Here is a 23,070-nt window from a genome sequence, read left to right as displayed (position 1 = left end):
CGTGGACGGGTCGTCGGCCCTCGGGTGCGGGCTCGCCGCGCCGAGCGTCCCCCGCTGCACGTAGCGTGGGCCCCATGCGAATCGGAGCACACGTCGACCAGGCCGACGCCGTCAACCAGGCACGAGAGATCGGCGCCGACCAGGTCCAGGTCTTCCTGGGCGACCCGCAGGGCTGGAAGGGCGCCGAGTTCACCTACCCGGGCGGGGCCGAGGCCCTGCGCGCGGACGCCGCGGCAGCGGACCTCGACGTCTACGTGCACGCGCCGTACGTCATCAACGTCGCGAGCACCAACAACCGCATCCGTATCCCGAGCCGCAAGTCGCTCCAGAAGATCGTCGACGGCGCAGCCGAGATCGGCGCCAAGGGCGTGATCGTGCACGGCGGCCACGTGACCGCGAACGACGACGTCGCGGTCGGCTACGACAACTGGCGCAAGGCGATCGACGCGCTCGACGCCAAGGTCCCCGTCCTGATCGAGAACACCGCGGGCGGGGCCAAGTCGATGGCCCGCACGATCGAGAGCATCGGGCGGCTGTGGGACGCGATCGGGGCGGCGGAGGGTGGCGACCAGGTCGGCTTCACGCTCGACACGTGCCACGCCTGGGCGGGCGGGATCGACCTGAGCACCGCAGCGGACCAGGTCCGCGCCGTGACGGGCCGGATCGACCTGGTGCACGCGAACGACAGCCGGGACACGTTCGGCTCGGGGGCGGACCGCCACGCGCACTTCGGCGACGGGCTCGTCCCGCCCGACGAGCTGGTCGCGGTCGTCGCCTCGGCCGGGGCGCCCGTGATCTGCGAGACGCACGGCGACATGGGCCCGGACATCGCCTGGTTGCGCTCGCGCCTGGGCTGAACTGCCCCGCGGCGCAGGTCGCCGCGGGGGCCGGGTGCGGTGGGCGTCCGTCTCCGGGTCGAGACGAACGCCCACCGGACGTGCGGCACCGAGGGGTGCGCCGGCGCAGCGCCGGGAGCCGGCACCGGCGAGAGGTCAGCCCGTGTTCTGCAGGCCGGCCGCGACGCCGTTGACCGTGAGCAGCAGCAGGTGCTGCAGACCGTCCTTGTACTCGCCCTCGGCGCCCGAGCGCAGGCCACGCAGCGCGCGCAGCTGGAGCAGCGAGAGCGCGTCGACGTACGGGCTGCGCAGCTGGACCGCGCGGCCCAGGACGCGGCGGCCGGCCAGCGGCCACTCGCTGCCCGAGATCTTGAGGACCCACTCGCGCGTCAGGCGCAGCTCCTCGAGGATCTTCTCGGCCAGGTCGTCGCGGTCGCCGAGCGCGAGGTAGCGCTCCGCGATCCGCTCGTCGGCCTTGGCGAGCGACATCTCGACGTTGTCGATGAGCGTCGCGAACAGCGGCCAGTCGCGGTGCGCCTCGCGCAGCCGCTCGAGGTCGCCGAACTCGCGGAGCGAGGTGCCCAGGCCGTACCAGCCGGCGAGGTTGATGCGGGCCTGCGACCACGAGAAGACCCACGGGATCGCGCGCAGGTCCTCGAGCGACTCGACCGACAGGCCGCGGCGGGCCGGGCGCGAGCCGATCGGCAGCAGGCCGACCTCCTCGAGCGGGGTCACCTCGGAGAACCACTGCGGGAACCCCTCGCTGCGGACCAGCGCGTGGAAGTGCTCGCGCGAGGACGAGTCGAGCGCGGCGGCCACGTCAGCGAAGCGCGCGGTGGCCTCGGCGTTGCGGCGCTCGACCGACGGCGCGGAGGCGAGCAACGTCGCGGCCGCGACCTGCTCGATGTGCCGGGCGGCGATCGTCGCGTCGCCGTAGCGGGCCGTGATGACCTCGCCCTGCTCGGTCAGCTTGAAGCGGCCGTCGACCGAGCCCGGGGGCTGGGCCAGGACCGCGCGGTTCGCGGGGCCGCCGCCACGCCCGAGCGCGCCGCCGCGGCCGTGGAACAGCGTCAGGTTGATCTCGTGGCGCTGCGCCCACTCGGCGATGCGGCTCTGCGCCGAGTGCAGAGCGAGCGTGGCCGAGACCGGGCCGACGTCCTTGGAGGAGTCCGAGTAGCCGAGCATGACCTCGACCTTGCGGCCGTTCTCGGCGAGCCGGCGCTGGACCTGGGGCAGCTCGAGCGAGGCCTCGAGGATCTCGACGCTCGCCTCGAGGTCGGCGAAGGTCTCGAACAGGGGGATCGCGTCGATCACCGGGGCGTCGTCCGCGCCGTCGAACGCGTGCTCGGCGAGCTGGTAGACCGCGGCCAGGTGCTCGGGCTTCTGCGTGAACGAGACGATGTAGCGGCGCGCGGCACGGATGCCGTAGCGCTGCTGGATCGAGCCGATCGCGCGGTAGGTGTCGAGGACCTCGCGCGTGCGGTCGGACAGCTGGCCGTGCACGCCGTGCTCCGCGATCTCCGCGAGGGCTGCCTCGTGGACCTGCGAGTGCTGACGGACCTCGAGCTCGGCCAGGTGGAACCCGAAGGTCTGGACCTGCCACACAAGCTGCTGCAGGTCTCCGTAGGCCGCGCGGGGAGCGCCCGCCGCGATGAGCGAGTCCTGGACGACCTTGAGGTCGGCCTCGAGCTGCTCGGGCGTCTGGTAGGCGAGGTCGGCGTCGCGCAGGCGCGTCGCCGCGACGCGGCGGGCCACGACGAGCATGACCGCACGGTGCGGCTCGCTGGGCGACTCGGACGCGGCCTCGGCCGTGATGGCCTCGGAGAGCTGACGCTGCTTCTGCCACAGCGAGCGCAGGCCGTCGGAGGCGGGCGTGCCGTGCTCGTCGAGCGTGAGCGTGCGCCCGATCCGCTGGGCGGCCTGCTCGAGGGCCCGGAGCGCGTGGTCGGCCGCGATGGCCGCGGCCTGCCGCGTGGTCTCTGCCGTGACGTTCGGGTTGCCGTCGCGGTCGCCACCGATCCAGGTGCCCAGGCGCACGAACGGTGCGGCGAGCGGGCGGTCGTGACCTGCCTTGTCCGCCAGGAGCCAGTCGTCGAGGCGACGGTAGACGGTGGGGAACACCGAGAAGAGGGTCGCGTCGAACACGCTCATCGCGGTGCGGACCTCGTCGAGCGGGGTGGGCTTCGCGGCGCGGATCGGGGACGTGCGCCACAGGCCGTCGATCTCGGCGAGGAGCTTGCGCTCGTTCTCCGCGAGCGACGCGCCACCGGCCGGCAGGCCGTCGCGCTCGGTCAGCAGCGCGGACAGGCGGCGGATCGAGGCGGACACGGCCCGACGGCGGGCCTCGGTCGGGTGGGCCGTGAGGACCGGGCGGAACTCGAGCCGCTGGAGCCGGGCGAGCGCCTCGGAGTGACCGACCTCGTCCGCGAGCTGCGTGAAGGCCTCGGGCAGCGTGTCGTCGACCACGGACGGGGCCAGCTCGGCCTCGCGGTCGTGCAGGACGCGCACCCGGTGGTGCTCCTCGGCGAGGTTCGCCAGGTGGAAGTAGACCGTGAACGCGCGGGCGACCTGCTCGGCGCGCTCGTGGCTGAAGCTCTCGACGAGGCGTTCGGCCTCCTCGAGCGCGGCGTCGGCGTGCTCGCCGTACGCGCGGATCGAGAGCTCGCGCAGGTGCTCGACGTCGTCGAGCAGCGCGGGGTCCCCCGTCTCCGTCAGGACCGTGCCGAGCAGTCGGCCGAGGAGGCGGACGTCGTCACGCAGCGGCGCCGGGACCTCGTGCCGGGCGCCCGTGCGGCCGTTGCCGTCGGTGGATTCGGGGGGAAGGTTGTCGCTCACAGGTCGGAAGCCTAAGTGCTCCGGGTCCCGGCGCGTCCATGCGTCTGCCTGATGGTCGGTCCTCGGCGGAGCCGGGCGACCACGATCGGCCTCCTCCGGGCCGCGCGGACGAGAAGGGCGACCGCCCGCCTCGCTGGGGCGGGCGGTCGCCCGGCACTCATCAGCTCCAGCTGCCGGAACCGCCTCCCGTGCCCAGCAGGACCGCGAGCCCCCCTGCCTGGATGTTGCCCAGGAGGTTCGAGCTGCCGTCGAAGAAGTTCACGTTGAAGTAGACCGGTGTCGCGTTGAACTGGAAGCTCACCGTGTCGCGGTAGAGCCGCTCGATGTCGTCCGTGTAGACGTCGCCCCAGAAGCCACCGCCGCCGAGCCCTCCGACACCGCCGGCGTTGCCGACGAACTGGTGCTGGGTCCCGGTGATGTCCACCGTGATCCGGTAGTAGAAGATCAGGCCGACGACCGTTCCCGTGGCCGGGTAGGACGTACGGGTGGCCCTCAACGTCGCCACCGCGGCGTCGATCTTCTCCTGGTCGAGCACGTCCTTCACGGACGCCTCGAAGTCCGACACGATCGTGTCGATGTCCACCGTGGTCTCGCTCATGACATTCCCCTGTTCGTCTGCGTTCGTCCGTACGCTCGGGACGCCGCGCGTCCCTGCCGTCGGAAGGTCGCAGACAGACGGAGGCCGTGACGAACGACCCCCGTCGCGAACGTCGACGCGACCCGGCTCACCGTGCGGAACTCACCCCTGCGGCTGTGGAGCCACCGAACGGGGACCTGGGGCCCGCACCGAGCGCGTCAGCCTCCCCGTGCTTCCAGGGTGACACCGCGGCCCCCGGCGCACCGGCCGGGGAAGGGTGAAATCCCCGGGCAGCACGACGCCCGGGCGAGGAGACCTCGCCCGGGCGCGTGACGTCGTCGGGAAGGGCCGTGACGGCCCTCCCCGTACCGGGTCAGTCCGTGTACGCGCCCTGCCACACCGTGTCGAACGGCGCGTGCGAGCTCACGCGCGCCTCGATCGCCTCGGTGACCATCTGCTTCGCGACGCCCACGGCGCGCTCGACGTCGTTGCCCTTGGCGAGCTCCGCGGTGATCGCCGCGGCGAACGTGCAGCCCGCGCCGCTCACGCGCTCCTCGCCCACCTTGGGGACGGAGAAGACCGTGATCTCCTGGCCGTCGAACAGGACGTCGACGGCGTCCGGGCCGGGCAGCTCGACGCCGCCCTTGACGACGACGAAGTCCGGGCCCAGCGCGTGGATGCGCTCGGCGGCCTCGACCAGGTCGTCGACCGACTCGATCGTGTCCATGCCGGACAGGATCTTGGCCTCGAACACGTTCGGGGTGATGACCGTGGCGAACGGCAGGATCTTCTCGCGCAGCGCGGTGTCGGTGTCGAGGGCCGCGCCCGGCTCCTGGCCCTTGCAGATCAGGACCGGGTCGAGGACCACGTGGTGCCAGCGCTGGCTCGCGAGCGACTCGGCCACCACGTCGATCGTCGCGGGCGTGCCGAGCATGCCGATCTTCACGACGTCGAGGTCGTACGTGCTGGTCGCGGCCTCGAACTGGTCCGCGATGACCTGCGGCTCGACCGGGACGAACCGGTGGCCCCAGTCGTTCTTCGGGTCGAACGACACGATGCACGTCAGGGTCCCGACGCCGTAGACGCCCAGCTCCTGGAACGTCTTGAGGTCGGCCTGGATGCCGGCTCCCCCGGTGGCTTCCGATCCGGCGATGACGTACGCGAGGTTGACCATGGTGCTGCCTGTGTCCTTCGAGAAAGGGGTGGTGGGCCCGGGCCGAGCCCCCGGGAAAGCCTACGCCGCGCAGGCCCGTCGACACCCGGCAGCACCCGTCACCGCCCCGGCCGCACCACCTCGGCCTCGTACGCGAGGATCACGAGCTGGACGCGGTTCGTGAGCCCCACCTTGGTCAGCAGCGAGCGCACGTGGCTCTTGACGGTCGCCTCCGAGAGGAACAGCTCGTCCCCGATCTCCTTGTTGGACAGGCCGCGCGCGACGGCCAGGAGCACCTCGCGCTCGCGCGGGGTCGCGAGCTCGAGCCCCGACGCGCCGCCGGGGGCGCTCGCGACGCCCGAGCCCGCGTGCCAGTCGGAGAGCTCGACGTAGCGCTCGATGATCCGTCGCGTGACGCCGGGGTCGAGCAGGCTGTCGCCCGCGCGCACCCGGTGGACCGCGCTCACGAGCGACTCGGGGTCGGCGTCCTTGAGCAGGAACCCCGCGGCCCCGGCCCGCAGCGCGCCGTAGACGTACTCGTCGTCGTCGAACGTCGTCAGGACGAGCGTGCGCACGCCCGCGAGCGCCGGGTCCGCGGAGATCTGGGCCGCTGCGTCGATCCCGTTGAGGTGGGGCATGCGCACGTCCATGAGGACGACGTCGGGCAGCAGCGCGCGTGCCATGCGGACGCCCTGGACGCCGTCGGCGGCCTCGCCCACGACCGTGACGTCGGGCTCGTTGTCGAGGATCATGCGCAACCCGAGGCGGATGGTCGCCTGGTCGTCGACCACGACGACGCGCACGGGCTCGCTGAACGGCCGGCTCTCGGCGACGACGTGCAGGGGCGCGGGGCCCGGTGGGCGCCCGGGGGGCGCGGCGCCGTCCGGGTGGGGGGACGGGACGGGGCTGTGGGTCATGGGGTCTCCCGGGGCAGGACGGCCTGGACGCGCCAGCCGCCGCTCTGGTCGGGTCCTGCGGACAGGGTGCCGCCGCAGGACAGGGCTCGTTCACGCATGTTCAGCAGGCCGTTGCCGCCGTGCAGGTCGGGGTTGTCGGGCAGCGGGGGCCCGGGGTCGCGGACGGCCACGCGCACGTACCCGGGCGTCGCGACGACCTCGAGGCTCAGGCGCGGGGCGAGCGAGTGCAGCAGCACGTTGGTCAGTCCCTCCTGGGCGATGCGCACGACGGCGAGGCTCACCTCGGGCCGCAGGTCGCCCAGGTCGTCGGGCAGGTCGAGCTCGACGTCCCGGCCGGCCTCGGTCAGGCGCGCGGCCGCGGCCCGGACGTCGTCGAGCGCGGGGGCGGGGGCGAGCTCGAGCGCGTCCCCGGTCTCGCGGCGCAGCACGTGCACGACCGAGCGCATCGAGGTCAGCGCCTTCTTGCCCTCCTCGGCGATCCAGGTGACCGCCTCGGCGGGGGCCTGGGGCTGGTTGGGCGCGACGCGGTCCGCGGCCTGCGCCCGGACGACGATCGCGGACATGTGGTGCGCGACGACGTCGTGCAGCTCGCGGGCGATGCGCGTGCGCTCGGCGTGCACGGCCTGCTGGGCGAGCACCCCCTGCAGGGCCGTGAGCTCCTCGTTGCGCTCACGCAGGGCCTCGCCCGTCACGGCGATGCGCCGGACCATCCACCCGAGCGCCACGGCCGCGAGCGCCAGGGCGACCGTGGTCAGGATCCCCGAGGGCGACGACCAGCCCACGACCTGCCAGTACCCGTCCCAGTGCTCACTGCTCATGTGCAGCGACCAGCCCGACAGGACGACACCGATCGCCGCGAGCGGAGGGGGGACCGCTCCCTGGCGGGTCGCGCCGAAGCCCGCCACGAGGAGCGGGACAAGATGGAACTGGTTGCTCAGGGCGTCGTCCTGGAACAGCGGGTAGAACACCGCGGTGACCCAGAAGACCCCACCGGGCGCGACCCTTCTCAGTGCCAGCGTCAGGACGAGCCAGGCACCGGTCCACCAGTACGACCGGATGTCCCGAGGCATCCAGTAGTCCCCCTGGTACATGAACCAGACTCCCCCGAACCAGACCAGCCCGACCGCGAGCGCGACGAGGAGGTCCTGGGCCCACTCGGGCGCGCGGCGGGTCGGTTGCACGTCCTCACCGTATCCAGGGGGGCCGTCGCGGCGAGTCCGCCCTGGGGCTGGTGTCCGACGACGACGCGTCCGCCCCGGGGACGAACGCGCCCGGGCGGGACGCGCCCTGCGGACAGGGCGAGGACGGCCCCGGGGGGCGATGCCCCGGGCAGGGCCGCGCGGCGAGGGTCGAGACATGACCTTCGACGTCCCTCCCCCGCCCTCTTTCCCCGCCGGCTCCCGGCCCGTGCCGCCGGCCGCTGCTGCACCGACGAGCGCTGTGCCGTCAGGTCCTTCGCCGACGGCGCCGACCGACCCCGTGCCGGCCTTCGACACGCTCGTGCCCGACCCGCCCGCGGCGTCCTCGCGCCCGTCCGCCCGGGGCGGGCGCGCACGACCCGGTCGTACCTGGCCGTCCGGTCGCTCGTCGGCGGGCTCGGCCCGTCGACGCCGGACTCCCGCGGACCGCGTGTACGCCGCCGTGGTCGTCGCCGCGCTCGTCGCGTGCGGGGTCTCGGCGTACCGGCTCCTGGCCCCCGACGCCCTGTCGTCCGGGGTCGGCCCTGGCGCAGGGGCGGCGCCGGGCACGACCGGGGAGGCGGACGGGTCGCGGGCCGAGGCTCCCGCGACCGGCCTCGACCCCGAGCTGCTCCGCCGGTTCGAGCAGGCGCAGGCGCTCGCGGCCGAGGACGGGATCGAGCTGACCCTCGTCTCCGGGTGGCGGTCGGCCGAGGAGCAGGCGCAGGTCGTCGAGGACGTGGTCCGCAAGCGCGGCTCGCTCGAGGAGGCCAAGCGGTGGGTCCTGCCGCCCGAGGCCTCGGCGCACGTGGCGGGCACGGCGATCGACGTCGGGGCGACCGACGGCGCCCTGTGGCTCGGCGAGCACGGCGCGGACCTGGGCCTGTGCCGGACCTACGCGAACGAGATGTGGCACTTCGAGGCGGTCATCGAGCCCGGCGGGACGTGCCCCGAGATGCACGAGGACTCGCGCGTGGGCTGGGAGTGACGCGGCCCGGCACGGTCGGTGCGCGGCGTGTCCGGACCCGGCCCGGTCAGGAGGCGTCGGGACGGGGCCCGTCGGTGGGCGCGGGACGCCCCTCGCCGGTCGGCGTGGACCCGCCGGCCGCGACCGCGGTCGGTGGCTCGGGGGCGGCCAGCATCTCGGGCGCGCTGCGCACCAGGAGCCACACGGGCAGGATCGCGATGCACAGCAGCGGCAGGACGCCCACGTCGCCCACGACTGCGACCGCGACGAACAGCGCGACCCACCCGTCGCGTCCCACCGCGAGCACGACCCCGAGCACCCCGCTCGCGATCGCGAGCCCCAGGGGGACGCCCGGCAGCGCCGCGTTGACCACGACCCCGGCCGCGACCCCGATGAACACCGCGGGGAAGATCCGGCCACCCCGGAACCCCGCGGCCGCGGCGATCACGAGCGCCACGAGCTTGATCGCGAAGATGAGCACGAGGTTCCACGTCGAGAAGTCGGCACGCTGCTGGACGAGCTCGAAGGACTGCTCGGACCCCTTGAACAGCGTGAGCGGCCCGCCGATCGCCCCCAGGACGCCCAGCACCACGCCGCCGAGCGTCACGTAGAGCACGGGGTTGCGCATCGAGTGGAAGAACCGGTGCACGTGCGGGAACGCGACGACCCCGAGCAGCGCGAGGCCCGCCGCGGCGGTCGCGATCAGGAGCGACGTGCCCACGTCGCCGATGTCCGGGACACCGAGGTCGGGCAGGTCCATCGCGGCGAACGGCCGCCCGAACGCGTCCATGGTGATGGCGCCCGCACCCGCCGAGACGAGCGGCAGGAACAACCGGTCGAACAGCGGGCCGCCGCTGCGGAAGCCCGCGACGACCCCCGTGAACACGAGCGCGGCCGCGACGGGGGTGCCGAACAGCGCGCCGATCGTCGCCGACGCCGCGAGCATCACGACGAGGTCCGTGGGGACCTTGGGCCACAGCCGCGCGACGACGGCCACGAGCAGCGCGGTGTTGATCGCGATGATCGGGTTCTCCGGGCCCAGGCTCACGCCGCCGGCCAGCCCCAGGACCGTGACGACCACGAGGCTCGGCAGGACCCGCAGCGGCAGCGGCGGCGCGATGAGCTCGGTCGTCGCCGAGTCCCGCCCGCCGTGCCCCGGCACGAGCCACACGACGAGCCCCACGAGCAGGCCCGCCCCGGTCAGCATGATGAAGATCCACCAGCGCGCGTCGGGATCCACGCCCAGCGCGCCCGGCAGGTCGGTCCACAGGACGTCCTCGACCGCTGCGGACGCCTCGTCGAGCGCCCTGAGCACGACCGCCGCGACGATCCCGATCAGCACGGCCGGGAGCGAGAGCTCGAGCAGCGTGCGGAGCGCGGGGGCGCCGGGCGGGGTGGGGGCAGCGGACGTCCCGGAGGGCGTGGCTGACGCGTCGTCGTCCCGGTCGGGCATGCGCCCAGCGTGGCACGCAGGGCGCGAGCGCGCCCGGGGAGGACCATGGCCAGGACGGCGTCGAGGAGGCCCGACGACGGCGCATCAGCCCCCGGGCTGAACTCACCCCGCGCGGACCGCACCCTGGGGTCGGGGCGCGAGCCGCCGTCGGGCCGATGTCCCCACCCCCTCCCCTTGGGAGGGTCGAGACGTGACCCTCCGCAACGACGCGCGCACCGCGCAGAGCCGCCGGCCCGCCTGGGCCGCGCCCTGGCCCGACGCGGCCACCCGCGCTGCGGCCGCCCCCGTCGCCCCGTCGATCGACCGGCGCCGCGCACGCCTCGTGACCTACGGGCTCGTCCTCGCTCTCCTGTTCACCGCAGCCGCCGAGGCCGAGCTGTGGCCGCTCACGGCGTACCGGCTCTTCAGCGAGGTGCGCACGGGCACGACGGTGAGCCTCGACCTCGTGGCCGCGACCGCCGAGGGGGACGTCGTCGTGCAGCCGGGCGACCGCGCCGCCCCCCTCGTCACCACGACCCGCCAGTACCAGGACCTCGCGGGGGCCACGCCCGACAGGCGCCGCGAGATGGTGACGGCCTGGCTGGGGCTGGCCGGGATCGACCCCGGCACCGTGCGCTCGGTGCGGCTCGAGCGCACCGAGCGGACCCTGCCCGCGGGGGCCGACGAGTGGGTCGAGCGGTCGCGCGAGACCGTCCTGGAGGTCACGCCGTGAGCGGCGCCGCAGGGTCGTCGCTGCGCCGGGCCGCGCTCGCCGTCGACCGGGCGCTGCTCGCCCCCGGCCCCGCGTACCGGCTGGTCGAGGTCCGCACGCTGCTCGCGCTCGTGATCGGGCTGCGCCTGGCCACGCGCGACTGGACCGCGATCACCCGGCGCCCCGCGGCGCTCACCGACCACGGCAACGTCATGGGCTGGCTGACCCTGCCCCCGCCCGCGTGGCTGCTCGTCATGGTCCAGGTCGCGGGGCTCGTGGGCGTCGCGCTCGTCGTCGTGCGCCGCAGGGGGCGCGCCGGCCTGGTGCTCGCGTGGTGCGCGTACACCGCTCTCGCCGCCCTGTGGGGCAGCTCGGGCAAGGTGCTGCACAACGACGTCCTGACCGTCACGGTCGCGGTCGCGCTGTTGTTCGCCGCCGATCCGCCCCGCCCCGCGCACACCGCGCCGCGGGCCCCCGCCTGGGGATGGCCGCCGCGTGCGGCACTCGCGACCCTCGCCACGGTGTACTTCCTGACCGGCGCGCAGAAGCTGCGGCACAGCGGCACCGAGTGGGTCTTCAGCGACAACATGTCCTGGGTGCTGCGCCAGGGAGCGAGCGGGTCCCCGTTCGGCACCCGGTGGGTCCAGACCGTCGCGGACCAACCCGTGCTCACGCAGGCGCTCGCGGGCGGGGCGCTCGTGCTCGAGCTCACGGCTCCCCTGTGGCTCGCGATCCGGGTCGCGCGGATCCCGTTCGTGCTCGCGGTCGCCGCGATGCACGGCAGCATCTGGGCATTCCTCGGGCTGGACTACTCGGCATGGGTCCTGACGGCGGCCGCGGTCGCGGTGCCGCTCGCGCTGCGGCCCGACCGGCGGCTGCTGCGTGGTGTGCTCGGGGCCGGGGGCGCCGACCCGGACGTGCCCGACGGGGCGCCCGACGACGAGAAGCGGCTGACGGGGGCCACGGTGCGTCCGTGACCCCCGTCAGCCGCTTCTCGTGCTGCGTGCGGTGGTGCTTCTGGTGGTGCTCCTGGATCGGTGGGGCGTTCAGCCGGCACGGCGCAGCCGTGCCCCGAGGGCGTAGGCCCCGACGACCGTCGCCGCGGCGACCAGGACGACGTCCTTGAGCACGTACTGCCCCAGGAGCGTCATGCCCGAGCCGAACAGCTCGTCGAAGAACAGGACCGTCGGGGCGAGGATGCCCACGAACGCGCCGGCCATGACCACGAGCCCCGCGCGCAGCAGGTACCCCGTGACGAGCGTGATCCCGATGAAGCACTCGACGACCGCCGTGCCGATCACCGCGACCGGGCCGTGGACCAGGCCGAGGGTCAGGGTGTCGATCGTGCGCTCGGCGACGACCTCGGCCGGGCTGGCCCCGGGGAAGAGCTTCAGGACCCCGAAGCCCAGGAAGACCAGGCCCAGGGCGACGCGCAGCGCCGGGACGGACCAGCGGGTCAGGACACGAGCGAGGGCGTCGACGGCGTCGCTCAGGTGGGTGGAGACGGAGCCACGACGGGAGATCGCCTGGCCGTCGACGGAGAGGGTGGACATGGACGTGCCTTTCTGGATGTGGAGGGGTTCCGGCGCCTCGTCGTCGGGCGCACATCCAGAAGGAGACCCTGCACCGGGTGAGTGATGCGGGTCACACCGCGTTTCACCCGGTCGGCCCGGCTACTGGCCGAACATCTGCGCGAACGAGGGCACGCCGTCGAACATGCCCGTCGTGGTGCGCGGGTCGCGGGCCGCGACCGTGCCCGCGAGCTCCTTGGCCGCCTTGCGGATGCGGGCCGGGAGCGGGCCGGCGTCGTGCGTGCTGTCGCCCTCGGCGGCCCAGTCGTCCGTGGCCGCGAAGACCGACGTCGTCGCGACGTCCGCGTGCAGGTACGTGAACAGCGGGCGCATCGAGTACTCGACGGCCAGCGAGTGGCGCGACGTGCCGCCCGTCGCACCCAGCAGCACGGGCATGCCCTGGAGCGAGTCCTTGTCGAGGATGTCGACGAAGGACTTGAAGAGCCCCGAGTACGTGGTCGTGAACAGCGGCGTGACCAGGACGAGCGCGTCGGCGCCCGTGACCTTCTCGATCACCTCGGCGAGGTCGCCGCTCGCGAAGCCCGTGAGCATCGCGTCGGTGACGGCGTGGGCGACGTCGCGCAGCTCGACCGTCGTGACCTCGGCGGTCACGCCCAGGTCGCCGAGCTCGGCCACGGTCGCGGCGGAGAGACGGTCGGCGAGCAGGCGGGTCGAGGACGGCTGGCCGAGGCCGGCGGAGATCGCGACGATCTGGCGAGCGGTCATGAGGTGGTGCTCCTGGTTCGTGAGGGTTCTTCGAGTGTGCCGCACGGTGCGTGCGGCGGGTGGTGCGTGGTGCTCTCGTGGCCTGCCGGGTGGTGCTGGGAGCCGGGCCGCCCCTGGCCACAAGGGCGGCCCGGCCGCCCGGGTCTCCCCGGGCGGGTGGTGGGTCAGAGACCGAACGCGGAGCCCTTGCGGGCCGCGCCCTCGGCAGCCTCTGCCGCCTGGATGTCGTCCTCTGCGGTCTTGCCCGTCCAGTGGTCGGCGGCCGCGACGACCTGCTCCGCGATCTTGCCCTCGGCGCGTGCCTTCGCGACGCGCTGGGCGTGGCTGGGCGGGTCGCTCGGGACGTGGGCGGGGCGCTTGGCCTCCATCTCCTTGCGGAGCACGGGGACGACCTCGCCGGCCAGCAGGTCGATCTGCTCGAGGACCGTCTTGAGCGGGAGGCCCGCGTGGTCCATGAGGAAGAGCTGACGCTGGTAGTCGCCGACGTGCTCGCGCATGGCGCCGTAGCGGTCGATGACCTCCTGCGGGCTGCCCACGGTCAACGGGGTCTGCGCGCTGAAGTCCTCGAGCGACGGGCCGTGCCCGTAGACGGGCGCGTTGTCGAAGTAGGGCCGGAACTCGCGCACGGCGTCCTGGGAGTTCTTGCGCATGAAGACCTGGCCGCCGAGCCCGACGATCGCCTGGTCGGCCTGGCCGTGGCCGTAGTGCTCGAAGCGCTGACGGTAGTACCGGACCATCTGCTGGGTGTGGCTGATGGGCCAGAAGATGTTGTTGTGGAAGAAGCCGTCACCGTAGTAGGCGGCCTGCTCGGCGATCTCCGGGGTACGGATCGAGCCGTGCCACACGAAGGGCGCGACGCCGTCGAGCGGGCGCGGCGTGGCCGTGAAGCCCTGGAGGGGCGTGCGGTACTTGCCCTGCCAGTCCACGACCTCCTCCTCCCAGAGGCGGCGCAGCAGCGCGTAGTTCTCGATCGCGAGGTTGACGCCCTCACGGATGTCCTTGCCGAACCACGGGTAGACGGGGCCGGTGTTGCCGCGGCCCATCATGAGGTCCATGCGACCGTCCGAGATGACCTGGAGCATCGCGTAGTCCTCGGCGATCTTCACCGGGTCGTTCGTGGTGATGAGCGTCGTGGAGGTCGACAGGATGATGTTCTTCGTCTGCCCGGCGAGGTAGCCGAGCATCGTCGTGGGGGACGACGGGACGAACGGGGGGTTGTGGTGCTCACCCGTGGCGAACACGTCGAGGCCGGCCTCGTCCGCGTGCTTGGCGATGGTGAGCATGGACCGCACGCGCTCGGTGTCGTTGGGCGTGCGACCGGTGACGGGGTCGGTGGTGACGTCGCCGACGGTGAAGATTCCGAACTGCATGGGGGTTGCTCCCTCGTCCTACAAGTTGATGCATTTGCATGTACTTGGAGGAGAACCGGGAGGGTGCCCGGGTTATTCCCCGGAGATCGAGGTGTCGTGGGTCACGCGCTGCGGACTCGTCGTCGACCAGTTGTCAGAACGGGGCCGGGGTATGCCCCGGCCCAGCTCTGACAACGGATCGGGTGTCCGCGCGCGCCCGACGCCGGAGCGCACCCGGGGCGCTCGGGTGCGCTCCGGCGTCGGGCAGGCAGGACCCCACACACCGGGCGAAAGCGCCTGGCGGACGTCCCCTACGCCGGTCGTGGCGCGTACATGATGACCGCGACGCCCACGAGGCACAGCAGCGCACCGGTCACGTCCCAGCGGTCGGGCCGGAAGCCGTCGACCGCCATGCCCCACACCAGCGAGCCCGCGACGAACACTCCCCCGTACGCCGCGAGGATCCGCCCGAAGCTCGCGTCGGGCTGGAGCGTCGCGAAGAACCCGTAGAGCCCCAGCGCGACGATTCCCGCCCCGATCCAGACCCACCCCTTGTGCTCGCGGACGCCCTGCCAGATCAGCCACGCGCCACCGATCTCGAAGAGCGCAGCGGCGCCGAAGAGCAGGATCGAGCGCAGGACGGTCATGTGGTCTCCTCGGGACGGACGGGTGCAGCGGGACCGCAGCGGCGGCGCCGTGCGGCGCACCACATCATCGCGCGCGCCGGTCGCCGCGAGGGCGCCGCGGGGGCGCCGCGGCGGGTCACCGCCGGGCCTCCCCAGAAGGCCCCCGCCCCTGACGTTCTGCACAGCCCCCTCCCAGGGACCCGGGCCAGACTGGCACGAGCCCCCATCTCCCCGAGGACCGGAGACCCGATGCCCGACACCACGCACCCCGCTGCGACCGTCCGTCGCGCCCGTTTCATCGACGTGCCCGGCGTCGCCCGGCTGCTCACGACCGACCACCCCGTGGTCGACCTCGACGGCGACGGGCGCCCCGACGCCCCGGTCGACCCCGAGCAGCTCTCGTCCGCGACGCGCCTGGTCCTGGGGCACGGGATCCTCGAGCAGGGCGAGATCTGGGTCGCCGAGGACGCCGACGGTCTCCTGGCCACGACCGTGTGGCTGCCGCCCGAGGTCCCCGCGTTCGAGGACGAGCTCCGCGAGGTCCTGGTCCGCGAAGTCGGCGTCGACCCGCTCGACGAGCCGGCCGACGACGAGCCGGTCCGCGTCGCGACCCGTCAGGCGCTCGGCATCGCGCAGTCCGCGATCGCCGACGCGCTCGACGCCGTCCGCCCGCGCCTCGTCCTCGTCGCGTCGGCCGTGGCGCCCGACATCGAGGGCGCGGAGCGGGTCGACACGCTGCGCCGGCTCGTCGACGCGCCCGCGAGCGCCCGGCACTCCCCGGACGGCTCACCGGTCGAGGGCCCCTTGTTCACCGCGATCGTCGACCCGGCGCACGTCGAGGGGATGCGCTCGATCGGGTTCGTCGAGCACCGCAGCGTCGAGCTCGAGCCGCACGGGACCCTGTGGATCGGCGTGCGGGCCTGAGGGCCCACGCGCGGACCGGCCTACGCGACCGCGGCGACCGCGAGCGTCCCGGCGACCACGGCCAGAGGCGCGAGGACGAGTCCCTGGCGCACGAGCGGCCACCAGCCGACCTCGCGGAAGCCCATCCAGTGGCGTGAGCACTGGACCCACCAGAGCACGGTCGCGACCGAGGCCCACGGCGTGACGAGCGGGCCGGCATCGACCCCGACGAGGAGCGCCGCGAGCCGCGCCGGGTCGCCCGCCGCAGCAGGTTCGAGCGCGAGGTAGGCGGGCAGGTTGTTGACCGCGTTGGCCGCGACCGCTCCCGCGCCGGCGACCTGCAGCAGGTCCCCGGTCCCGGTCCCGGTCCCCGCGAACCGGGCGAGCAGGTCGCCGAGCCCGTGGACCTGCCAGGCCTCGACCGCCACGAAGAGCGACGCGACGACCAGCACGGTCCGCCACGGCACGAGCTCCCCGACGGGGGCCACGAGGTCGCGCCGCCGCACGAGCGTCACGGTGAGCAGCACGCCGGCCCCTCCCAGGGCGACGACCGCCACGGGCAGCCCGACGGCGAAGCACACCCCGAGCGCGACCGTCACCAGGGCGGCGAGCGGCAGGAGCACGGGGTCTCGCTCGGCGGTCGGCGCGGATGCCTCGAACGTCCCGCGCAGGTCCCGGTGGTGGGCCATGAGCAGGTAGAGGACCGTCACGGCGATCACGACCAGGGCGGGCAGCCACATCGTCGCGGTGTACGAGGTGCCGGGCTCGAGCCGCGCGTAGCGGTGGGCCGCGAGCAGGTTCGTCAGGTTGGAGACGGGCAGCAGCAAGGACGCGGTGTTGGCGAGCGCGAGGACCGTGAGCGCGAAGGGCAGCGGCCTGCTCCCCGTACGTCGCGCGAGGGTCAGGACCACGGGCGTGACGAGCACGGCGGTGGTGTCGAGCGAGAGCACGATCGTGCACACGCACGCGAGCAGGACCACGAGGCCCCACAGTCGCAGCCGACTCCCTCGGGCGAGCAGGACCGCCCAGGAGGCTGCGGCGTCGAACAGGCCCGCGGCAGCGCACATCTCCGCGACGACGGTGATCGCGACGAGGAACAGCAGGATCGGCCCGACCCGTTCGGCGAGCTCCTCGGCCGCGTCGAGCGGGAGCCACCCCACGGCGACGACCAGCGCGGCCAGCGCGACGGCGACCGCCCACAGCGGCACCCGCACGCGGCGACCGACCATGCGCTCCTCCGTCCCGGTACCCAGCCACTCGCCCAGCCCGCGCACGCGGGCCCCCGCTACCCGACGAGCGGCTCGGTCACTATCGCACGCGCCCAGCCGTCTGCCGTGGGCGTCGCTGGCTTTCGTCCCGGGTGCACAGCGGGCAGAGTCGGAGGTATGACGGACGCGACGCGGTTGCTGGTGCTGGGCGGGACGGAGTTCGTGGGTCGGGCGGTCGTCGACGACGCCCTGGCCCGCGGCTGGGACGTCACCATGTTCCACCGGGGCACGCGCGACGCCCCGCCCGGGGTGCGGGACCTGCGCGGCGACCGCTCCGCCGTCGGGGGCCTGGACGCCCTGGCCGAGGGCGAGTGGGACGTCGCGGTCGACACGTGGTCGTGGGCGCCGAGCGCGGTGCGCGACGCCGCGCGCCTGCTCGACGACCACGTGGGCCGGTACGTGTACGTGTCGAGCCGGTCGGTCTACACGTACCCGACGGGCGCGGGCCTCGGCGAGGACGCGCCCCTCGTGGAGGCCTCGCCCGACGACGGCGCCGACGTCGACTACGCGCGCGCCAAGCGCGGCGGCGAGCTGGCCGTCGAGGAGTCGTTCGGGCACCGCGCGATCCTCGCGCGGGCGGGCCTGGTCCTGGGGCCGTGGGAGAACGTCGGGCGCCTGCCGTGGTGGTTGCAGCGCGTCGCGCGCGGCGGGACCGTGCTCGCCCCGGGGCCGCGCGAGCTGCCCCTGCAGTACGTCGACGCGCGCGACCTCGCGGCGTTCGTGCTCGACGCGACCGAGCAGGGCCTGAGCGGGCCGTTCAACGTCGTGAGCCCCAGCGGGCACGCGACCATGGGCGAGCTGCTCGACGCGTGCGTGGCCGCGACGGGCTCCGACGCCGAGCTGCGCTGGACCGCGCCCGACGTGATCGAGGCCGCGGGCATCGCGCCCTGGACCGAGCTGCCCGTCTGGCTCCCGCCGGGCGAGCTGCACGACACCCTGCACCGCGGCGACGTGTCGCGCGCGGTCGCGGCGGGACTGCGCAACCGGCCCGTCGAGGAGACGGTCGCGGACACGTGGGCCTGGTTGCAGACCCAGCCCGACGGCGCCGCTCCCCAGCGCGCGGACCGCCCCCGGGTGGGGCTCGACCCGGACAAGGAGGCCCGGGCGCTCGCGCTCTGACGGCTCCAGCGCAGAGATCCCGGAGCGGCACCAGTTGCCGACGCCACGTTGGTATCCTTACCGACAAGGCGTCGGCAACCCGTGTCGACCCGGAAGGAGCACCATGTTTCTCGCGTGGCGCGAGCTGTCGTTCGCGCGCTCACGATTTGCCCTGATGGGGGGTGTCGTCGCGCTCGTGTCCGTGCTCGTCGTCCTCTTGTCGGGCCTGTCCTCGGGACTCGTCAACGACGGCGTGTCGGGCCTCAAGAAGCTCCCCGTCGCGGCCTTCGCGTTCGGCGCGGACACCTCCGTCGACTCGGCGTTCTCCCGCAGCACGGTCGACCGCGAGCAGGCCGAGCGCTGGGCCGCCCGCGACGACGTCGCCGACGCAGCACTGTTCGGCAACCAGCTCGTCAACGCCGAGGGCCCCGGCGGCGAGGCCGTCGACCTGGCACTCTTCGGCGTCGAGCCAGGGTCGTTCGTCGCGCCGTCCACGACCGACCTGGCCACCGGGGAGACCCTCGGGGACCCGCACGGGATCGTCGTCAGCGAGACAGTGGGCGACCTGGGCCTGGGTATCGGGGACACCGTGACGATCGAACGGCTGGGCACCGAGCTCACGATCGTCGGCGTGCTCGACGGGCAGCACACGTTCGGGCACGTCGACGTCGCCTACATCCCCCTGGCGACCTGGCAGGAGATCCACGCCGGCGCGACCGACGCCGCCGAGGTGCGGCCCGAGGCGTACGACGAGGCGACCGCCGTCGCGCTCGCCCCCGTCGACGGCGCCGACCTCGACCTCGCGGCCGGTGACGCGGCCGCAGGCACCGCTGCCGTCTCGCTCACGGAGTCCTTCGACGGGTCACCGGGCTATGCGGCCGAGACGCTCACGCTCAACCTCATCCAGGTCTTCCTCTACGCGATCTCCGCCCTCGTCGTCGGTGCGTTCTTCACGGTCTGGACCATCCAGCGCAAGCACGAGATCGCGGTTGCCCGCGCCATGGGTGCCTCGACGTCGTACCTCGTGCGCGACGCCCTCGGCCAGGCGGCGGTGCTCCTCGTGGTGTCCACCGCGATCGGCATGGGCGCGGGCGTGGGCTTCGGCGCGCTGCTCACGTCGACCCCCATGCCGTTCGCCCTCGAGGCCGGGCCCCTCGCGCTCGCCGCGGTGCTGCTCGTCGGGCTCGGCCTCGCGGGCGCCGCTGCCTCGGTCGGCCGCATCGCCCACGTCGATCCCCTGACGGCTCTCGGAGGCCAACGATGACGCACCCCACCCAGCAGGTCTCGAGCACCTCGACCGCCACCCGGGCCGGGCTCGAGATCGACGGCGTGACCCTGACCCTCGGCGACGGCGACTCGACCGTCACCGCGCTCGACCACGTGCACCTCACGGTCGCCCCAGGAGAGCTGCTCGCCGTCCTGGGCCCCTCGGGCGCGGGCAAGTCCAGCCTGCTGGCGGTCGCCGGTGCGTTGACCCGGCCGACCTCGGGCTCTGTCCGCATCGACGGCACCGACGTCTCGGCGATGCCCTCGGCCGGCCAGGCCGCGCTCCGACGCGAGCGGATCGGCTTCGTGTTCCAGTCCGGCAACCTCCTGCCCGCGCTGACCGCCCTCGACCAGCTCCGGTTCGCACTCCACGTCTCGGGCGGGAAGAACCGCGGACGCGACCCCCTGACCCTGCTCGAGCAGGTGGGCATGGGGCACAAGGCCGACCGACGACCCCACGAGCTCTCGGGTGGTGAGCGCCAGCGCGTAGGGATCGCGCGCGCTCTCGTCACGGCCCCCGCGCTGCTCCTCGTCGACGAGCCCACGGCGGCACTCGACCGCGCGCGCAGCCACGAGGTGGTCCGGCTGCTCGCGGCCGAGACCCACGACCACGGTGTCGCGACCGTCATGGTGACCCACGACCACGACGTGCTCGAGCACTGCGACCGCGTCGTCCACATGGAGGATGGGAGACTGAGCGCTTGATCCACGCTTCCCTGCCCCGGGCGGGGCAGGGAAGCCGCCGTGAGGAGAACCGTGCCCCGCATCAGCGCCCCGACCGTCGCCGAGCACCGTGCGGCGCAGATGCGAGTGCTCCTCGACGCCGCACGGTCGCTCCTTGCCGAGACAGGCCGACCGCCGACGTTCGCGGCGCTCGCCGAACGCGCGGGCCTCGCCCGCCCCAGCCTCTACCAGTACTTCCGCTCCGCGGACGACCTGCTGCTCGCCATGGTCGAGGACGTCTTCCCGAGGTGGTCGGCGACCGTCGCACGGGCCATGGACGCTGCTCCTGACGACCGCGGCCGCGTCGTCGCCTACCTCCGAGCGAACCTCGAGCTCGTCGCCCAGGGCGAGCACGCCCTCGCGACGGCCCTCGCGACCGTCAGCCCGCCGAACGCCGTGATGGAAGGCTCTCGTGCCATGCACGACGAGCTCGTACGGCCGCTGAGTGACGCCTTGCAGGCGCTCGGGACCCGGGACGTCGCCCGCTCGGCGGAGCTGATCAACGCGGTGGTGAACTCCGCCTCACGCATGATCGAGTCCGGCACCCCCCTCGACGACGTGTGGAGCAGCGTCGAGGAGCTCGTCGAACCGTTCCTCGACCGCCTGGTCCACGAGCGAGGGGACGCTCACGGCTTCAGGTAGTCGAAGATGAGCGTCGTGCTCGTGCCCGCGACCTCGGGGCGCACGCTCAGCGTGCTCGCGACCAGGTCCCGCAGCGCCGACGAGTCGCGCACCGCGACGTGCACCATGAAGTCACGGTCCCCCGTCACGAAGTAGATGCCCTCGACGTTCGGCAGCCCCGCGAGGTAGTCGCGGAACGCCGTGAGCCCCGAGCGGGCGTGCGAGTGCAGGCGGATCGCGATGAGCGCCTGGAGGCTGCGCCCCATGGCTGCCGGGTCCACCTCGGTGCGGAACCCTTGGATGACGCCGCGCTCCTGGAGCGAGCGGATGCGCGTGTGGCACGTCGACGGCGCGATCCCCACGGCGTCCGCGACGGCCTTGTTCGTGGCCCGCGCGTCGGCCTCGAGGAGCGCGAGGATGCGCCGGTCGGTCTCGTCGAGGACCGCGGCCTGGACATGGCCCGCACCGGCCCGAATTTCGTTCGGCATGCTCGCCCTTTCGCTCCACAGGACAGAAGGATGTTCGCCGGACAGATCCGCTCCAGAAGATCCGACCGCCCACCTTGAACCGTACCGAAGATCCCTCCAACATTGACCGTGAGGCGCAACCCGTCTCCCACGACCCGGCCTCAGCATCCTCGAGGCCGGGTCGAAATCGTCCCAGGGCAAAGGAGCCCCGATGGCCACCCCTTCTCGCACCTCCCCCACCGGTGCACGTGCGCCCCGCACGGCAGTCGTCGTCGGCGCCGGCATGGTGGGTCTCGCGACCGCCTGGCACCTGCAGGAGCGCGGCGTCGACGTCACGGTCCTCGACCGCGAGGGCGTCGCCGCAGGCTCGTCGTGGGGCAACGCCGGCTGGCTCACGCCCGGCATGGCCATGCCGCTCGCCGACCCCACGCTGTGGACCTACGCCCCCAAGGCGCTGCTCGACCCGGCCGCGCCCCTGCACATCCCTGCACGGCTCGACCCGCGGTTGTGGTCGTTCCTCGCCCGGTTCGCGGCGCACGCGACCCCGCGCGCGTGGGACCGCGCCATGGCGGCGCTCACGCCGATCGACCGGCTCGCGCTCGACGCGTTCGACGAGCTCAGCGCGCACGGCGTCGCCGCCCGCTCGACGCCCGGTCCGTTCGTGATCGGGTTCGAGGACGAGAGGCAGGCCGCGCCGTTCCTCCACGAGATCGCCCAGGTCGAGGCTGCGGGGCAGGTGGTCCCGCTGCGACGCATCGACCAGCCCGACGGCGCCGCGCGCCTCTCCGGTCCGACGCACCCGGACGCGGGCCGAGCACCCGAGGCGAGCGACGCCGTCGGGCACACCACTCCCGCGACGCGACCGGGCGGAGGCCGAGAACATGGGGCGAGCGACGCCGTCGGGCGTCCTGCGCAGCTCACCGACCGCGTGCGCGCGGTCTACGCCCTCGAGGGCCAGCGGTTCATCGAGCCCGGACCGTTCGTCGGCGCGCTGGGCGACGCGGTCCGCGCGCGCGGCGGGCGCATCGTGACCGACGCGACCGTCACCGGGCTGCGTGCCCAGGCGGGGCGCGGCGTGCAGGTGCTCGTAGACGGGCAGGACCCCGTGGTCGCCGACGTCGCGGTCCTCGCGACCGGCGCCTGGCTGCCCGGGCTCGCGCGGCCGCTCGGCGTGCGCACGCTCGTCCAGGCCGGGCGCGGCTACTCGTTCACGGTCAAGACCGACGTACCCGTCGAGCAGCCGATCTACCTGCCCTCACGACGCGTCGCGTGCACGCCCTACCAGGGGCGGTTCCGCATCGCGGGGACCATGGAGTTCCGGGGCCCCGACGAGCCGTTCCAGCCGCGGCGCATCGACGCGATCCTCGCGTCGGTGCGCGACCTGTTCCAGGGAGTCGACCTCGACGACCGGCACGACGAGTGGGTCGGCTCCCGGCCCGTGACCCCCGACGGGCTGCCGCTGGTCGGGGCGACCCGGGCGCCCGGCGTGTACGTCGCGGGCGGGCACGGGATGTGGGGCATCGTGCTCGGGCCCGCGACGGGGAAGCTGCTCGCCGAGCAGATCGTGACCGGGACGGTTCCGCAGGAGATCAGGGCGTTCGACCCGCTGCGGTGAGGGTGCGGGCGTGGGTGGCCGGCCGCCTGGCCGCCTGGCCGCCTGGCCGCCTGGCCGCCTGGCCGCCTGGCCGCCGAGAAGTGAGTAGACGCCCCTGGATCGCCCGGATCAGGGGCATCTGCTCACTTCTCGGCGAGAGCGGCAGTCACGAATTCACCCGCTCGCGCGCCTCCGTTCTGCCACGTCCACGGCCGGGCCGACCTCTCTCCTCTCAGGGGCAGGGCCAGCAG

The 23,070-nt window shown here is 73.8% G+C and carries 22 protein-coding genes; 10 read left to right on the top strand and 12 right to left on the bottom strand.

Annotation, left to right across the window (positions count from 1 at the left end):
- Positions 1–74 precede the first annotated feature (74 nt).
- Entirely contained in the window at positions 75–857 is a 783-nt protein-coding gene (locus ASE15_RS19505) for a deoxyribonuclease IV (RefSeq protein WP_056654423.1), read from the top strand.
- 135 nt (positions 858–992) lie between these two features.
- Here ASE15_RS19505 and ASE15_RS19500 read toward each other — a convergent pair whose 3' ends face one another.
- From ASE15_RS19500 to ASE15_RS19480, 5 genes are all read right to left on the bottom strand, one after another.
- The gene (locus tag ASE15_RS19500; RefSeq protein WP_056654357.1) at positions 993–3,671 is read right to left on the bottom strand and encodes a phosphoenolpyruvate carboxylase; all 2,679 of its coding nucleotides are present in this window, start codon (positions 3,669–3,671) and stop codon (positions 993–995) included.
- A 160-nt stretch (positions 3,672–3,831) separates the two neighbouring features.
- Positions 3,832–4,269 carry a VapA/VapB family virulence-associated protein gene (locus tag ASE15_RS19495; RefSeq protein WP_056654353.1) on the bottom strand — a complete coding sequence of 146 codons (438 nt, stop codon included), beginning with the start codon at positions 4,267–4,269 and terminating at the stop codon, positions 3,832–3,834.
- A gap of 352 nt (positions 4,270–4,621) precedes the next feature.
- Positions 4,622–5,422, bottom strand: a complete 801-nt coding sequence (gene thiD / locus ASE15_RS19490) for a bifunctional hydroxymethylpyrimidine kinase/phosphomethylpyrimidine kinase (RefSeq protein ID WP_056654349.1) — start codon at positions 5,420–5,422, stop codon at positions 4,622–4,624.
- A gap of 98 nt (positions 5,423–5,520) precedes the next feature.
- Positions 5,521–6,318 (bottom strand): response regulator transcription factor, encoded by a 798-nt coding sequence (locus ASE15_RS19485; RefSeq protein ID WP_082618618.1) that lies wholly within the window; start codon positions 6,316–6,318, stop codon positions 5,521–5,523.
- On the bottom strand, positions 6,315–7,499 hold the full coding sequence (locus ASE15_RS19480; RefSeq protein ID WP_056765319.1) for a sensor histidine kinase: 1,185 nt from the start codon (positions 7,497–7,499) through the stop codon (positions 6,315–6,317). The genes ASE15_RS19485 and ASE15_RS19480 overlap by 4 nt, the downstream gene beginning before the upstream one ends.
- Positions 7,500–7,674: 175 nt before the next feature.
- Here ASE15_RS19480 and ASE15_RS19475 point away from each other — a divergent pair, with 175 nt between their 5' ends.
- Positions 7,675–8,484: a M15 family metallopeptidase gene (locus ASE15_RS19475; RefSeq protein WP_162259154.1), complete on the top strand. Its 810-nt coding sequence runs from the start codon at positions 7,675–7,677 to the stop codon at positions 8,482–8,484.
- A 46-nt stretch (positions 8,485–8,530) separates the two neighbouring features.
- Here the strand turns inward: ASE15_RS19475 and ASE15_RS19470 are convergent, their stop codons facing one another.
- Positions 8,531–9,916: an ion channel protein gene (locus ASE15_RS19470; RefSeq protein WP_056654339.1), complete on the bottom strand. Its 1,386-nt coding sequence runs from the start codon at positions 9,914–9,916 to the stop codon at positions 8,531–8,533.
- 190 nt (positions 9,917–10,106) lie between these two features.
- Here ASE15_RS19470 and ASE15_RS19465 point away from each other — a divergent pair, with 190 nt between their 5' ends.
- Together ASE15_RS19465 and ASE15_RS19460 are read left to right on the top strand one after the other, a co-directional pair.
- On the top strand, positions 10,107–10,628 hold the full coding sequence (locus tag ASE15_RS19465; protein WP_056765312.1) for a hypothetical protein: 522 nt from the start codon (positions 10,107–10,109) through the stop codon (positions 10,626–10,628).
- Entirely contained in the window at positions 10,625–11,584 is a 960-nt protein-coding gene (locus ASE15_RS19460) for a hypothetical protein (RefSeq protein WP_200960587.1), read from the top strand. Before ASE15_RS19465 ends, ASE15_RS19460 begins: the two co-directional genes overlap by 4 nt.
- A 69-nt stretch (positions 11,585–11,653) precedes the next feature.
- Here the strand turns inward: ASE15_RS19460 and ASE15_RS19455 are convergent, their stop codons facing one another.
- The 4 genes from ASE15_RS19455 to ASE15_RS19440 form a co-directional block, all read right to left on the bottom strand.
- Positions 11,654–12,160: a DoxX family membrane protein gene (locus ASE15_RS19455; protein ID WP_056765308.1), complete on the bottom strand. Its 507-nt coding sequence runs from the start codon at positions 12,158–12,160 to the stop codon at positions 11,654–11,656.
- Between the two features lie 120 nt (positions 12,161–12,280).
- Positions 12,281–12,904, bottom strand: a complete 624-nt coding sequence (locus ASE15_RS19450; protein ID WP_056765305.1) for an FMN reductase — start codon at positions 12,902–12,904, stop codon at positions 12,281–12,283.
- 164 nt (positions 12,905–13,068) lie between these two features.
- Positions 13,069–14,274: an LLM class flavin-dependent oxidoreductase gene (locus ASE15_RS19445; RefSeq protein WP_056765302.1), complete on the bottom strand. Its 1,206-nt coding sequence runs from the start codon at positions 14,272–14,274 to the stop codon at positions 13,069–13,071.
- Positions 14,275–14,564: 290 nt separating this feature from the next.
- A complete protein-coding gene (locus ASE15_RS19440; RefSeq protein WP_056654325.1) occupies positions 14,565–14,900 on the bottom strand; it encodes a YnfA family protein in 336 nt (111 codons plus the stop codon).
- Between the two features lie 228 nt (positions 14,901–15,128).
- Here ASE15_RS19440 and ASE15_RS19435 point away from each other — a divergent pair, with 228 nt between their 5' ends.
- The gene (locus ASE15_RS19435; protein ID WP_056765299.1) at positions 15,129–15,803 is read left to right on the top strand and encodes a hypothetical protein; all 675 of its coding nucleotides are present in this window, start codon (positions 15,129–15,131) and stop codon (positions 15,801–15,803) included.
- A gap of 20 nt (positions 15,804–15,823) precedes the next feature.
- Here the strand turns inward: ASE15_RS19435 and ASE15_RS19430 are convergent, their stop codons facing one another.
- A complete protein-coding gene (locus ASE15_RS19430) occupies positions 15,824–17,011 on the bottom strand; it encodes an SLC13 family permease (protein ID WP_056765356.1) in 1,188 nt (395 codons plus the stop codon).
- A gap of 156 nt (positions 17,012–17,167) precedes the next feature.
- Here ASE15_RS19430 and ASE15_RS19425 point away from each other — a divergent pair, with 156 nt between their 5' ends.
- The 4 genes from ASE15_RS19425 to ASE15_RS19410 all read left to right on the top strand — a co-directional run bounded on the left by ASE15_RS19425 (position 17,168) and on the right by ASE15_RS19410 (position 20,779).
- Positions 17,168–18,169, top strand: a complete 1,002-nt coding sequence (locus ASE15_RS19425) for an NAD-dependent epimerase/dehydratase family protein (protein WP_056654319.1) — start codon at positions 17,168–17,170, stop codon at positions 18,167–18,169.
- Positions 18,170–18,272: 103 nt separating this feature from the next.
- The gene (locus ASE15_RS19420; protein ID WP_056654316.1) at positions 18,273–19,412 is read left to right on the top strand and encodes an ABC transporter permease; all 1,140 of its coding nucleotides are present in this window, start codon (positions 18,273–18,275) and stop codon (positions 19,410–19,412) included.
- Positions 19,409–20,119, top strand: coding sequence for an ABC transporter ATP-binding protein (locus ASE15_RS19415; protein ID WP_056654314.1), 711 nt, complete (start codon positions 19,409–19,411; stop codon positions 20,117–20,119). Before ASE15_RS19420 ends, ASE15_RS19415 begins: the two co-directional genes overlap by 4 nt.
- Before the next feature lie 51 nt (positions 20,120–20,170).
- A complete protein-coding gene (locus tag ASE15_RS19410) occupies positions 20,171–20,779 on the top strand; it encodes a TetR/AcrR family transcriptional regulator (protein ID WP_056765295.1) in 609 nt (202 codons plus the stop codon).
- Here the strand turns inward: ASE15_RS19410 and ASE15_RS19405 are convergent.
- Positions 20,764–21,246: an Lrp/AsnC family transcriptional regulator gene (locus ASE15_RS19405; protein ID WP_056654308.1), complete on the bottom strand. Its 483-nt coding sequence runs from the start codon at positions 21,244–21,246 to the stop codon at positions 20,764–20,766. The two genes, ASE15_RS19410 and ASE15_RS19405, sit on opposite strands and share 16 nt — an antisense overlap.
- Before the next feature lie 190 nt (positions 21,247–21,436).
- Between ASE15_RS19405 and ASE15_RS19400 the strand changes: the two genes are divergently transcribed.
- Complete coding sequence (locus tag ASE15_RS19400; RefSeq protein ID WP_056765293.1) at positions 21,437–22,840, top strand: FAD-binding oxidoreductase; 1,404 nt, start codon at positions 21,437–21,439, stop codon at positions 22,838–22,840.
- Positions 22,841–23,070: the final 230 nt, after the last annotated feature.

Origin of the sequence: Oerskovia sp. Root22, from assembly GCF_001429135.1 — a bacterium.
GTDB classification, from domain to species: domain Bacteria; phylum Actinomycetota; class Actinomycetes; order Actinomycetales; family Cellulomonadaceae; genus Oerskovia; species Oerskovia enterophila.
Note: the sequence above shows the minus strand (reverse complement) of the source record. Positions and strands in the feature narration are given on the sequence as shown.